The following is a 12,703-nucleotide window of genomic DNA, read 5'->3' on the forward strand; positions in this document are numbered from 1 at the left end:
GTCTCCACGCCCGCCACCGAGCCGTCGGGGTTGCGGCGGATCGCCGTCACCGCGCAGTTCTGGATGATGTCGACGCCGCGCGCCGCCGCGCCGCGGGCATAGCCCCAGGCCACCGCGTCGTGCCGCGCCGTGCCCGCCCGCTCCTGCAGCGCGCCGCCCATGACCGGGTAGCGCGCGTCCTTGGAGATGTTGATCGGCGGGCAGTATTCCTTGCACTCCTCCGGCGTCAGCCAGCGGTTGTCGACGCCGTTGAGGCGGTTGGCGTGCACGTGGCGCTTGAAGCTCTGCACGTCATGCACGTTGTGCGCCAGCATCAGCACGCCGCGGTTGGAGTACATGACGTTGTAGTTCAGCTCCTGCCAAAGGTTCTGCCACAGGTCCACCGAGTGATCGAACAGCCGCGCGCTCTCGTCGTAGAGGTAGTTCGAGCGGATGATCGTGGTGTTGCGCCCGGTGTTGCCGCCGCCGAGCCAGCCCTTGTCGATCACCGCGATATTGGTGATCCCGTGCTGCGTCGCAAGGTAATAGGCCGCGCCCAGACCATGCCCGCCCGCCCCGACGATCACCACGTCATACGCGGCCTTCGGCTGGCTGTCAGGCCATTGCTCCGTCCAGTCCTTGTGACCGGTCACGGCGTTCTTGAGAAGGGTGAAGGCGTTGAAGCGCGTCATCGGCGGGCCCCGGGCTTGGAATGGCGATCCGCTATCCCTAGCGAGACCTGCGGCCCGCCGCGTGAGCTTTTGCGACAGTGTGATCGGATCTTTGCGCCGGGCGCGGTGACGCAATTGTCCGGCCTCGCCCGCGGCAGCGCGATGCGCGTGATCATGCCGCCGAGCGCCGCGACTTACAGTGAGAGCCGGGGGCCCGGAATGCCCAGAACATCGTTTTAAACCATGTAGTTATGCCACTTAATTTTCCGATATGCGCCGACAAACGGGTAGATTTTTCCCGCCCCGGCACCGCGACTCCGGGCCTCTATCCGAAGACCGCGTCGCGAAGATCCCGGCGCTCTGTCGTTCCGGTTCTGCCCTCGGCGCGCGCTTCGCTGAATAACCTCCTGATCGCAGAGATGCCTGCCGCCTGTCCGGGCTCAGAGCCGCTGTAAAGGTCCCAGCCGCGCACGCTACGCCGGCACAGTACGATTTCCCGCAGTAAGACGGGCAGAGGTCTCCGGACACATAATGGCGAAGGGCTCCTTACCAGCAGAGGACGCCTCATTTGACCTATCCCACCGACACCGATGACAAGGCCGCGGACCTAGGGTCCCCACCCGCCGAAAGCCTGATCCAGACCGACTACACGATCGGCCGCGACAATATCGAGGGGTCGGTCGGTCCGATCTACTTCGATGTGCACAACCCGGTATTCGCGATCTCGGCCTTTGCCGTCATCGCCTTCGTGGCCTTCACCCTCGCCCTGCCCGAGCTCGCGGGAACCCTCTTCAGCACGCTCTTCACCAAGGTCACCACGGGGTTTGACTGGCTGTTCCTCGGGGCCGCCGATGTCTTCGTTCTGCTCTGCCTCGTGCTGGTCATCAGCCCCTATGGCAAGGTGCGTCTCGGCGGGCGCGACGCGCGGCCCGATTTCGGCTACCTGAGCTGGTTCTCCATGCTCTTTGCTGCCGGCATGGGCATCGGCTTGATGTTCTACGGTGTCTCCGAGCCGCTCAGCCATTTCGGCTCGTCGCTCGGCGGCACGGCGATGGGCGAGGCCGGCGCGCGCACAGACTGGGCACCGCTCGGCGCCGCGGCAAGCCAGGCGGAGGCGGTGCGCCTCGGGATGGCGGCCTCGATCTTCCACTGGGCGCTGCACCCCTGGGCGATCTACGCAGTGGTCGGCCTCAGCCTCGCGCTGTTCAGCTACAACAAGGGCCTGCCGCTGACGATCCGCTCCGCCTTCTACCCGATCTTCGGCGAAAAGGTCTGGGGCTGGCCGGGCCATGTCATCGACATCCTCGCAGTCTTCGCCACGCTCTTCGGGCTTGCCACCTCGCTCGGCCTCGGCGCGGCACAGGCCAACGCGGGCTTCAACAAGCTCTTCGGCGTGCCGGTGGGCGAGACGACGCAGATCGTGCTGATCATCGGCATCACCGCGATCGCGCTCTTCTCGGTGATCCGCGGGCTCGAAGCCGGGGTAAAGCTGCTCTCCGAGATCAACATGGGCCTCGCCCTGCTGCTGCTGCTCTTCGTGCTCTGCGCCGGGCCGACGCTGCTGCTGCTCACCAATACCGGCGACTACCTGCTGGCCTATCTCGAGTACCTGCCCGCGCTGTCCAACCCGGTCGGCCGCGAGGACGTCAACTTCATGCAGGGCTGGACGTCGTTCTACTGGGCCTGGTGGATCAGCTGGTCGCCCTTCGTCGGCATGTTCATCGCCCGCGTCAGCCGCGGCCGCACCGTGCGCGAGTTCCTCATCAGCGTGCTGCTGATCCCCAGTCTCGTCTGCGTGATCTGGATGTCGATCTTCGGCGGCGCGGCGATCAGCCAGGTCGTGCAGGAAAGCTACACCGCCGTGCAGGAGGCCGATCTGCCGCTGCAGCTCTTCGCCATGCTCGACGACATGCCGCTGACCGCGATCACCTCCTTTGTCGGCATCGTACTGGTCATCGTCTTCTTCGTCACCTCGTCCGACTCGGGCTCGCTGGTGATCGACACGATCACCTCGGGCGGAAAGGTCGACGCGCCGGTTCCGCAGCGGGTGTTCTGGTGCATTTTCGAAGGCATCGTCGCTGTGGTCCTGCTGCTCTCGGCGGGCGGACTGAAATCGCTGCAGTCGATGGTGATCTCGACCGGTCTGCCGTTCACCATAGTGCTGCTGGTGATGTGCGTCGCGATCTGGCGGGGGCTTGCGAGCGAGCCGCGCTGAGACGCGCGCCCTAGCCAGACGGAAGCGCCGCGGAGCCCCCTCCGCGGCGCTTTTGTTTTAGAGAAAGCGTGCCCGGGGTCAGGCCGCCAGGCCTTGCTCCTGCCGCAACGCCTGCGGAGTGCAGCCGAAGCGCCGCCGGAACATCCGGCTCAGATGCGACGAGTCGCAGAAGCCGCAATCCACCGCGACCTGCGCAATGGACTTTTCCGCAGTGAGAAGAAGGTGATGCGCCAGCGACAGACGAATGTTGAGGAATGCCGCCTGCGGTGAGATGTCCAGCGCACTGCGGAAATGCCGTTCCAGCTGCCGCTTGCTGTGCCCGATCCGACGCGCGATCTCCTCGACGGAAAGCGGCGTGTCGATGGTCTGCTGCATGAGCTGCAGCGCCCGCAGAACGATCGGGTCGCGGGTCTTGAAACCGAGGGTGATCCCGGGCTGCGGCTTCTCGGCCTGCAGCGCGTCGTCGATGATCATGATGTGCAGGCTCTTGCTGGCCTGCGCGCGCCCCACGTGCTTTTCCACCAGGTAGGCCCCGAGATGCGCCGAGCTAGCGCCGCCCGAGCAGGTCAGCCGGTCGCGATCAACCACGAAGATCTGGTCCGCCACGGGATTGAGCCCCTCGAACTGCTCGAGGAAATCCGCGTGATGGAACCAGCTCACGCAGCAGCGGTAGCCCTGCATCAGCCCGGCTTCGTGCAGAAGGAAGGCCCCGGTGCAGACCCCGACCAGCGGCACGCCCGCGTCTGCTGCCTGTCGCAGAAACTTGGTGTAGGCCGGCCCGAGCGTCTGCATGTCGTCCATCAGCCCGCCCACCACGACGATATAGTCAAAGCGCGTCGGATCGCCGAGCCGCTCCTTGGGTTGCACCGTGATGCCGCTGCTCGAAGGCACCGCGTCCATCGTGTCCGAGAGCACCGTCCAGGTGCAGAGGATCGGACGGCTGCGGTCCCCCTCGTCCGCCGCGAGCCGCAGCACGTCGACGAAATTGGCAAAGGCGCAGAGGGTGAAGCGCTTGGCCAGGATGAACCCCACCGAGAGGCGCGCATCCTCCGGCCCGCGCCGGATGGCCCGGGAGGACGCCGCGCGCGAGGTGGCTTTCTGCGGTGCAAGGAGATGGGTCATGCTGGCGCTCCGGGCTGCACGGGGACGTTTCGGCGGGCTGTCGTAGCCCTCATCCCCGCGTGACGCATATGTCCTGTCTTTCGACAGCGTTTCGTCGCAATACTCTGCGCTACGAAATCGGCATCGACTTCGCCAAACGCGCCCCTGCAAGGCCGAAACGCGACGTCTACCCCGGTCGGATGAACACTGGCGGAGATTTGCGACAGGCCCCGGGCCGTCGCCCCTGTTCTCGGTCAGATCGCAGGAACCCCCCGCATCCGCGGGCAAAGAATCCCCGGCGACGCTCGGGTCACGGCAGAGAGGAAGCGACATGAAGGTGCTTGTCCCGGTGAAGCGGGTCGTCGACTACAACGTGAAGATCCGCGTGAAGGCGGATGGCACGGGCGTCGATCTGGCCAACGTGAAGATGTCGATGAACCCGTTCGACGAGATTGCCGTCGAAGAGGCGATCCGCCTCAAGGAAGCCGGCAAGGCCGACGAGGTCATCGTCGTATCGATCGGCCCGGCACAGGCGCAGGACGTGCTGCGCACCGCGCTCGCCATGGGCGCCGACCGCGCCATCCTGATCACCACCGAGTGCCCGGTGGAGCCGCTAACCGTCGCCAAGCTGCTGAAGGCGGTCGCCGCGCAGGAGGAGCCCGGTCTGGTCATCCTCGGCAAGCAGGCCATCGACGACGACAGCAACCAGACCGGACAGATGCTGGCGGCGCTGCTCGGCTGGAGCCAGGGCACCTTTGCTTCCGCGCTGGAGCTGGGCGAGGGCCGCGCCAAGGTCACCCGCGAGGTCGACGGCGGCCTGCAGGCCATCGAGATCGCGCTTCCGGCCATCGTCACTGCCGACCTGCGCCTCAACGAGCCGCGCTACGCCTCGCTGCCGAACATCATGAAGGCCAAGAAGAAACCGCTCGACCAGAAGAGCGCCGAGGACTTCGGCGTATCGACCGCGCCGCGCCTCAAGGTGCTGCGCGTCGAGGAGCCCGCGGCGCGGGCGGCGGGCGTGAAAGTGGGCAGCGTCGGCGAGCTGCTCGACAAGCTCAAGACCGAAGCCGGCGTCATCTGAGAGCGGGACCCTACACCATGGCTATTCTTCTTTTCGCAGACCACGACAACGGCACGCTTTCCGAGCAGACCGCCAAGGCGCTGACCGCCGCGCTGCAGATCGGCCCCGAGGTCGACATCCTGATCGCCGGCAAGGGCGCCGCCCCTGCCGCCGAGGCTGCCGCGCAACTGACCGGCGTGCGCAGCGTGCTGCTGGCCGAGAGCGATGCGCTCGAGCATCGCCTGGCCGAGGCAAGCGCGGCGCTGATCGTCGGGCTCGCGGCGGGCTACGATACCGTCCTCGCACCGGCCACCACCACCGGCAAGAACGTCCTGCCGCGTGTTGCCGCATTGCTCGACGTGATGCAGATCTCCGAGATCACCGAGGTCGTTTCGGCCGACACCTTCAAGCGCCCGATCTACGCCGGCAATGCCATCGAGGTGGTGCAGAGCACCGAGGCCAAGAAGGTGCTCACCGTACGCACCGCCGGCTTCGCCGCCGCCGCCGCCGGGGCCGCAGCCGCGCCGATCAAGGCCGTCGAGGCCGGGACCGAAGGTGCCGAGCTTTCGAGCTTCCTGGAGAACATGCTCTCGTCCAGCGACCGCCCCGAGCTGAGCTCGGCGAAGATCATCGTCTCGGGTGGCCGCGCGCTCGGCTCGGAAGAGAAGTTCCGCGAGGTGATCAACCCGGTCGCCGACAAGCTCGGCGCCGCCGTCGGCGCCTCGCGCGCGGCGGTCGATGCGGGCTATGCCCCGAACGACTTCCAGGTCGGCCAGACCGGCAAGGTCGTCGCCCCCGACCTCTACGTCGCCTGCGGGATCTCCGGGGCGATCCAGCACCTTGCAGGCATGAAGGACAGCAAGATCATCGTCGCGATCAACACCGACGAGGATGCACCGATCTTCCAGGTTGCGGACTACGGTCTGGTCGGCGACCTTTTCGATGTGCTGCCGGAACTTGAGCGTCAGCTCTGACTTCCCTTTCGCGCGGAAGACGGTCGTTTTCCGCGCGGTGAATGCCGGTTCGGCGCCATCAGCGCGCCGCGCCAAGCCCTATCACTTGCGTACTCCCCTCGAACAAGCGGACTGCACCCATGTCTTCCTTTCCTGAACGCGCGAATGTCGTCATCGTCGGTCTCGGCGGCATCGTCGGCGCCTCGGTCGCCCACCACCTGGTAGAGCGCGGCTGGGACAATATCGTCGGCATCGACAAGTCCGGCATCCCCACCGACATCGGTTCGACCGGCCACGCCTCGGACTTCTGCTACTGCACCAGCCACGATCTGCTGAGCACCTGGGCGACCATGTACTCGGTCGATTTCTACGAGAAAATGGGCCACTACTCGCGCATCGGTGGTCTCGAGGTGGCGCGCGTCGGTGACGATCAGCGCATGGAAGAGCTCAAGCGCCGCTGCGACTCGGGCCGTGCCTTTGGCACCAACGTGCGGATGATCTCCGCTGCCGAGGCCAAGGAGAAATTCCCGCTTCTCGAAGAGGATCAGATCCAGGGCGCGATGTGGGACCCGGATGCGGGCCTCGTCATTCCGCGCTCGCAGACCGTCGCCGGCAAGCTGGTCGATCAGGCCGAGAAATCCGGCAAGCTCAAGGCCTTTGCCAACACCCCGGCGCTGGAGCTGCTCACCGAGAACGGCCGCGTGACGGGCGTGAAGACCTCGCGCGGGACCATCATGGCCGATCACGTCGTGGTCTGTGCCGGCCTTTGGGGCCGCCTGATCGCCGCAATGGCGGGCGAAGACCTGCCGGTCATGCCGGTAGATCACCCGCTGACCTTCTTCGGACCCTACGACGAGTTCGCCGGCACCGGCCTCGAGATCGGCCGTCCGCTGCTGCGCGACCAGGGCAACTCGGCCTACATGCGTGACACCGGCGATCCCGCGACCACCGAGGGTGGCCAGATGGAATGGGGCTACTACTACGAGAAGGACGTGCGGATGGTGCATCCGCGCGACATCCTCGAGAAGGGCCAGGCGCGCCTCGGGCCGTCGATGCGCGACCTCGTGCTGGAAGACGTCATCGAGCCGCTCGAAAAGGCCATGGAACTGACCCCGATCCTCGCCGAGCTCGGCTTCAACGAGAGCCACTCGTTCAACGGCCTGCTGCAGACCACCACCGATGGCGGCCCGTCGATGGGCGAAAGCCGCAAGCTGCGCGGCCTGTGGTACGCCGTGGCGATCTGGGTCAAGGACGGCCCCGGCATGGGCAAGCTCATCGCCGACTGGATGACCGACGGGCGCACCCACATCGACCACCACGCGATCGACTATTCGCGCTTCCAGGACTTCCAACTGAAAGAGGACTTCATCTGGGGTCGCTGCGAGGAAACCGCCGCGAAAATCTACAACCCGCCCGTCCATCCGCGTGAGCCCTTCGGCAACGCCCGTGGCATCCGCCGCTCGCCCTTCTACGAGCGCGAGGTCGAGCTGGGTGGCTACTTCATGGAACTCGGCGGCTGGGAGCGTGCGCATGGCTATGCGGCCAACGAGCACCTGCTGGAGAAATACGCCGATCAAGTTCCGGTGCGCGAGAACGAGTGGGACAACCGCCACTTCTGGCGCGTGTCCAACGCCGAGCAGCTGGAGATGAGCGCCGATTGCGGCATCATCAACCTGTCGCACTTCCACATGACCGACATCGAGGGCCCGGATCACGTGGCGCTGATGGAATGGCTCTGCGCCGCGAAGATCGGCGGCGACAACATGGTCGGCAAGGGCATCTACACCCACATGCTCGACGACGAGGGCAACGTGCGGGCGGACTTCACCGTCTTCCGCATGGGCGACCGCTGCCGCCTGGTGAACGGTGCCGACGCCGGCCCGCGCGACCTCGAGTACATGAAGCGCACCGCGATGGACAAAGGCTTCGACGTCACCATCACCGACGTCACCGAGAGTTTCACCACCATCGGCATCTGGGGCCCGAACGCCCGCGAGAACCTCAAGAAGGTGGTCGCGGATCCGGCCGGCCTCGATATCGAGAACTTCCCCTTCGCGGCCATCAAGCCGATCGAGATCGCCGGCAAGACCGTCACCGCCTTCCGCATCTCCTACGTCGGCGAACAGGGATGGGAACTGCACATGCCCTACGAAGACGGTCTTGCCGTCTGGGACGCGCTGCGCTCGACGGGTGTCATGGCGGTGGGTGTCGAGACCTACGCCAACTCGCGCCGCCTCGAGAAGTCGCTGCGCCTGCAGAACGCCGACCTGCACACGCAGTACAACCTCTACGAGGCCGACCTTTCGCGTCCGAAGGTCAAGGAGGCCGACTTCCGCGGCAAGGAGAAGCACGTCGAGTTCCGCGCCCGCGAGCACCAGCCCGCGATGCTCTGCACGCTGGTGATGAACGACAACCTCGACAGCAAGGGTGTCGCCCGCTACCCGGTCAACACCATGCCGGTCATGGACCCCGAAACCGGGAAAGTGCTGGTCGACGAGCTCGGCCGCCGTTCCTACACCACCTCGCAGGCCTTCGGCCCCAGCATCGGAAAGAACATCATGCTGGCCTACCTGCCCTGGGACTACTGCCAGGTCGGGCGCAAGCTGCAGGTGACCTATTTCGACGAGCCCTTCGAGGTCGAGGTCGCCGGCATCGGCTACGCGCCGCTCTACGATCCGGAGAACAGCAAGCCGCGCAGCTGATCTGCCGGCTCACCTGAGAAAGACAACGCCGGCGGGACACCCCGCCGGCGTTTCAGTTTTCGGGGCTGCGTGCGGAGGCCCCTAACCCTCCTGCTCCGCGAGCCAGTCAGCGAACAGCCGCGCGTTGGCCGAAGCGCCCGCATGGATCCGCAGATAGAAGGGATAGGGCGACTCCATCGCCTCTGGCACCAATTGCACGAGGCGATGGCTTTCGAGATATCCGTGCAGCAATCCTTCCCACCCCAGCACCGCGCCGATGCCATCCTCCGCCGCCTTGAGGCCGATCAGGTAGTTGTTGAGCGCGAACTCCGGACCCGTCGGCCCGGGCCGACCGAGCGAGGCGAACCATTCGTGCCAGCCGGTCCATTCGTTCGCCCCCGAGTGAATGCGGATCAACGGCACCTCGGATAGATCGGCGACCTTCGCGATCCTATGGGTCTCTGCGAACTGCATGCTTCCGAGGGCAAGGATCCGGTCGCGAAACAGCAGCCGGGTCTCGTCGTCCTCCCGGTCGGGATCGCCGTAGTGGATGCTGAGGTCCACGCCGGTCACCCGACCGCTGTCCTCGATGACCTGCGAGATCGCGACCCCGGGATGCGCCTTCCAGAAAGCCGCCAGCCGCGGAGTCAGCCAAAGGCCGCTCATCGCGGTCGTCGCCGCGATCGAGACCGCGGTGCGATCCCGGCGGTTGCGGATGCGCGCGACGCTGTCGGAGATCCCCTCGAATCCCCGCTGCAGCGACACGAACAGCAAGGCCCCCGCCTCTGTCAGCTCCACGCCCCGATACTGCCGCGTGAACAATGGCTGGCCCAGATCCTGCTCGAGCGCCTTGATCCGGTGACTGACCGCAGCAGGGGTAACGTTCATCTCGGCCGAAGCCTGCTTGAAGCTCAGATTCCGGGCGGCCGATTCAAAACAGGCCAGGTCGCCTAAAGACGGTAGATCATAGGGCTTTCGCATATCGTCAGGTCGCTTTTGTCTGGCAAGAGTCGCAGTTGGATCATGGTGGCAGTGAGTTTACTAAGGCTAATCTCAGATGAATTTTTTGCCAATTGCCAGGTGAGCAGCGCAGTGGCTTTGTGGCGCGAAACTCACTCCCCCGGCAGGAGATTCAAGATGGCCAGCCAGACCGCCCCGCTTTCCGAACTGCTCCACCAGCACCGGCCCGGACATGGTCTTCGGCAGCCGTTCTACGGTGACCCCGAGATCTTCGAGGCGGACCTGCAGGCGATTTTCTACCGCGACTGGCTCTATGCCTTTCCGGCCTGCATGCTCGGCAAGTCCGGCAGCTACCAGCGTCTGAAGGTCGGCGCTTTTGACGTGATCGTGCTGCGCGACGCCAAGGGCGAGATCCGCGGCTTCCACAACTCCTGCCGCCATCGTGGTTCGATCCTCTGCTCCGCTAGCAAGGGCAATGTCGCCAAGCTGACCTGCCCCTATCACCAATGGACCTACGACCTCGATGGCCGTCTGATCTGGGCCCGCGACATGGCCGCCGATTTCGACGCCTCGAAACACGGGCTGAAGCCGGTGCACTGCCGCGAGCTTTCGGGGCTGGTCTATATCTGCCTTGTCGACGAGGCCCCGGATTTCGACGCCTTCGCCGAGACCGTGCGCCCCTACCTGGGCGTGCACGATCTTTCCAATGCCAAGGTCGCGCACCAGTCGACGATCATCGAGAAGGGCAACTGGAAGCTGGTCTGGGAAAACAACCGCGAGTGCTACCACTGCGCCGGCAACCACCCCGACCTGTGCCTGACCTATCCCGAGGATCCCTCGATCACCGGCGTCAGCCCCGACGGCACCTTCCCCGAGAAGGTCGAGAGCCACTTCAACCGGCTCGAGGCCGCCGGCGCCCCGTCGCGCTTCAAGGTCGGTGGCGATGGCCAGTACCGCGTGGCCCGCATGCCGCTGCTCGACGGGGCACAGAGCTACACGGTGAGTGGCAAGATCGCCGTGCAGAAACGGCTCGGCCATGTGCCCGTGCTCGATGCCGGAGCGCTGCTGCTGTTCCACTATCCGACCACCTGGAACCACTTCCTGACCGATCACTCCATCACCTTCCGCGTGACCCCCATCGGACCGCAGGAGACCGAGGTGCAGACCACCTGGCTCGTCCACAAGGATGCGGTCGAGGGCGTGGACTACGATCTCGAGAACCTGATCCGCGTCTGGGAACACACCAATGACGAGGACCGCCGCGTCGTCGAGGACAACCAGCAGGGCATCAACTCGCCCGCCTACGAGCCCGGTCCTTATTCGGCCACGCATGAAGACGGCGTGCTACAGTTCGTCAGCTGGTATCTCGACCGGATGCGCAGCGCATATACCCCCATCGCCCAGGCCGCGGAGTGACGTGATATGGTGAATTCAAGCCCTGCCCCCCTTGGCCACTGGACCGACGACGAACCGCTGGAGTGCGTGTCGATCCTGCCCGAATCCGAGAATGTCGTCACCGTCTGCTTCCAGGCCCCCTCCGGCCGGCCGTTCGAGTTCGATGCCGGCCAGTTTCTGACGCTGGAGCTGCCGGTGCCGGGCGGCCCGCTCTACCGGACCTTCACCATCTCCTCCTCACCGTCGCGCCCGAAGTCGCTCACGGTGACGATCAAGGCCCAGCCGGACTCCATCGGGGTGCGATGGATCATCGACACGCTCCGGCCCGGCATGAAGGTCAAGGCAAATGGCCCCGCCGGCCATTTCACCGCGGCCAACCACACGGCCAAGAAGTATCTCTTCATTTCAGCCGGGACGGGCATCACCCCGATGATGTCGATGACGACCGAGATCTACGACCTCGGCAGCCATTGCGACATCGTCTTCGTGAACTGCGCGCGGCGGCCCTCGGAGATCATCTTCAAGCGCCGTCTGGAGCATATGGCGACGCGGATCGCCGGCCTCGACCTGAAATGGGTGGTGAGCGCGCCGGACCGCTACCAGCCCTGGACCGGCTACCAGGGGCGCCTCAACCAGCTCATGCTTGGCCTGATGGCACCCGACTACCTCGAGCGCGAAGTCTTCTGCTGCGGCCCGGAGTCTTTCATGCAATCTGTGCGCGAGGCTCTGGCGGGCCTCGGCTTCGACATGGATCACTACCATCAGGAGAGCTTCCACGCGCCTGCCATTCCGGGACCGCAGCACGTCGAGGCACCAGTGCCCGACGACGATCTGCCCGACGAGGACATCATGGCAGAGGTCACCTTCAGCCGCTCTGGCCTGAAGCAATCCTGTGCCGAAACGGAAACTGTTCTGGCCGTGGCCCGACAGGCCGGGATCGCGATCCCGACCGGCTGCACCTTCGGCGTCTGCGGCACCTGCAAGACGAAGAAGATCTCCGGGGACGTTTATATGGTCCACAATGGCGGCATCACCGAGGACGAGATCGAAGAGGGCTATTTCCTGGCCTGCTGCTCGAACCCGCGCGGAAAGGTCGAAATCGAGCTCTAGTCTTTCGAGACGGCGAACAGGCCGTTCCGCCGAAGCGCTCTTGCGCCTCAGGGATGATCGCCCGTCCGCGTCGCCCGTTCACGCCTGCACGGCTCAATCGGCGGTCGGCCCGTCGCAATCCGAGATGAAGGCATCGAGAAGCGCGATCAGCTGCTGGTAGCGTTCGGCACCGAACCTCTCGGCAAAGGCGTCGGTAATTCCGCGCGAGACCGGGCTGAACCTCGCCACCAGGGCCCGGCCCTCGTCGGTGACCGAGACCACCTGTCGCCTGCGGTTCACGCGGTCCTGCACCCGTTCGACCAGCGCCCGCTCGACCATCGACTGCAGGATGCGCGAGACCGAGGCGGGTTGCAGGCAGGCGGTCTCGGCCAGCCCCTGCACGGAGCAGGGGCCGCTCTCGATCAGCACGCGCAGGATGCGCCACTGCGGCTCGCTCACCCCGGCCTCGGCCAGCATCGGGCGCAGCTCGCGCAGCAGCGTCTCGCGTGCGCGGATGAGCGCGATGGGCAGCGACTGGGTGGTCGGTGCGAGCGTCGTATGGTCGCTGGTGCTGTCGGTCATGGATCCCCCGGTGTGCT

Annotated in this window: 10 protein-coding genes; 6 read left to right on the forward strand and 4 right to left on the reverse strand. The window is 65.6% G+C overall.

Annotated features, from left to right (window positions below):
• Positions 1 to 671, reverse strand: a 671-nt coding sequence (locus BM397_RS25975; RefSeq protein WP_143187078.1) for an FAD-dependent oxidoreductase, incomplete at its 3' end; no start/stop codon positions are given.
• A gap of 610 nt (positions 672 to 1,281) precedes the next feature.
• Here BM397_RS25975 and BM397_RS25980 point away from each other — a divergent pair.
• Positions 1,282 to 2,865, forward strand: a complete 1,584-nt coding sequence (locus BM397_RS25980; protein WP_176806909.1) for a BCCT family transporter — start codon at positions 1,282 to 1,284, stop codon at positions 2,863 to 2,865.
• Positions 2,866 to 2,943: 78 nt separating this feature from the next.
• On the opposite strand, the gene BM397_RS25985 is transcribed toward BM397_RS25980, so the two are convergent.
• Positions 2,944 to 3,987 (reverse strand): GlxA family transcriptional regulator, encoded by a 1,044-nt coding sequence (locus BM397_RS25985; protein WP_092430336.1) that lies wholly within the window; start codon positions 3,985 to 3,987, stop codon positions 2,944 to 2,946.
• Positions 3,988 to 4,297: 310 nt separating this feature from the next.
• Between BM397_RS25985 and BM397_RS25990 the strand changes: the two genes are divergently transcribed.
• From BM397_RS25990 to BM397_RS26000, 3 genes are all read left to right on the forward strand, one after another.
• Positions 4,298 to 5,047 (forward strand): electron transfer flavoprotein subunit beta/FixA family protein, encoded by a 750-nt coding sequence (locus BM397_RS25990; protein ID WP_092430338.1) that lies wholly within the window; start codon positions 4,298 to 4,300, stop codon positions 5,045 to 5,047.
• 17 nt (positions 5,048 to 5,064) lie between these two features.
• Positions 5,065 to 6,000 (forward strand): electron transfer flavoprotein subunit alpha/FixB family protein, encoded by a 936-nt coding sequence (locus tag BM397_RS25995; protein ID WP_092430340.1) that lies wholly within the window; start codon positions 5,065 to 5,067, stop codon positions 5,998 to 6,000.
• Positions 6,001 to 6,119: 119 nt separating this feature from the next.
• A complete protein-coding gene (locus BM397_RS26000) occupies positions 6,120 to 8,681 on the forward strand; it encodes a GcvT family protein (RefSeq protein WP_092430342.1) in 2,562 nt (853 codons plus the stop codon).
• A gap of 81 nt (positions 8,682 to 8,762) precedes the next feature.
• Here the strand turns inward: BM397_RS26000 and BM397_RS26005 are convergent, their stop codons facing one another.
• On the reverse strand, positions 8,763 to 9,641 hold the full coding sequence (locus tag BM397_RS26005; protein ID WP_092430344.1) for a LysR substrate-binding domain-containing protein: 879 nt from the start codon (positions 9,639 to 9,641) through the stop codon (positions 8,763 to 8,765).
• 156 nt (positions 9,642 to 9,797) lie between these two features.
• Here BM397_RS26005 and BM397_RS26010 point away from each other — a divergent pair, with 156 nt between their 5' ends.
• Both BM397_RS26010 and BM397_RS26015 read left to right on the forward strand, forming a co-directional pair.
• Complete coding sequence (locus BM397_RS26010) at positions 9,798 to 11,036, forward strand: aromatic ring-hydroxylating oxygenase subunit alpha (protein WP_092430346.1); 1,239 nt, start codon at positions 9,798 to 9,800, stop codon at positions 11,034 to 11,036.
• A 6-nt stretch (positions 11,037 to 11,042) separates the two neighbouring features.
• Positions 11,043 to 12,125 carry an FAD-binding oxidoreductase gene (locus BM397_RS26015; protein ID WP_092430348.1) on the forward strand — a complete coding sequence of 361 codons (1,083 nt, stop codon included), beginning with the start codon at positions 11,043 to 11,045 and terminating at the stop codon, positions 12,123 to 12,125.
• Positions 12,126 to 12,218: 93 nt separating this feature from the next.
• Here the strand turns inward: BM397_RS26015 and BM397_RS26020 are convergent, their stop codons facing one another.
• Positions 12,219 to 12,686 (reverse strand): MarR family transcriptional regulator, encoded by a 468-nt coding sequence (locus tag BM397_RS26020; RefSeq protein ID WP_176806894.1) that lies wholly within the window; start codon positions 12,684 to 12,686, stop codon positions 12,219 to 12,221.
• Between the last annotated feature and the right edge of the window lie 17 nt (positions 12,687 to 12,703).

It is taken from the genome of Alloyangia pacifica, assembly GCF_900116195.1.
Lineage (GTDB): Bacteria > Pseudomonadota > Alphaproteobacteria > Rhodobacterales > Rhodobacteraceae > Salipiger > Salipiger pacificus.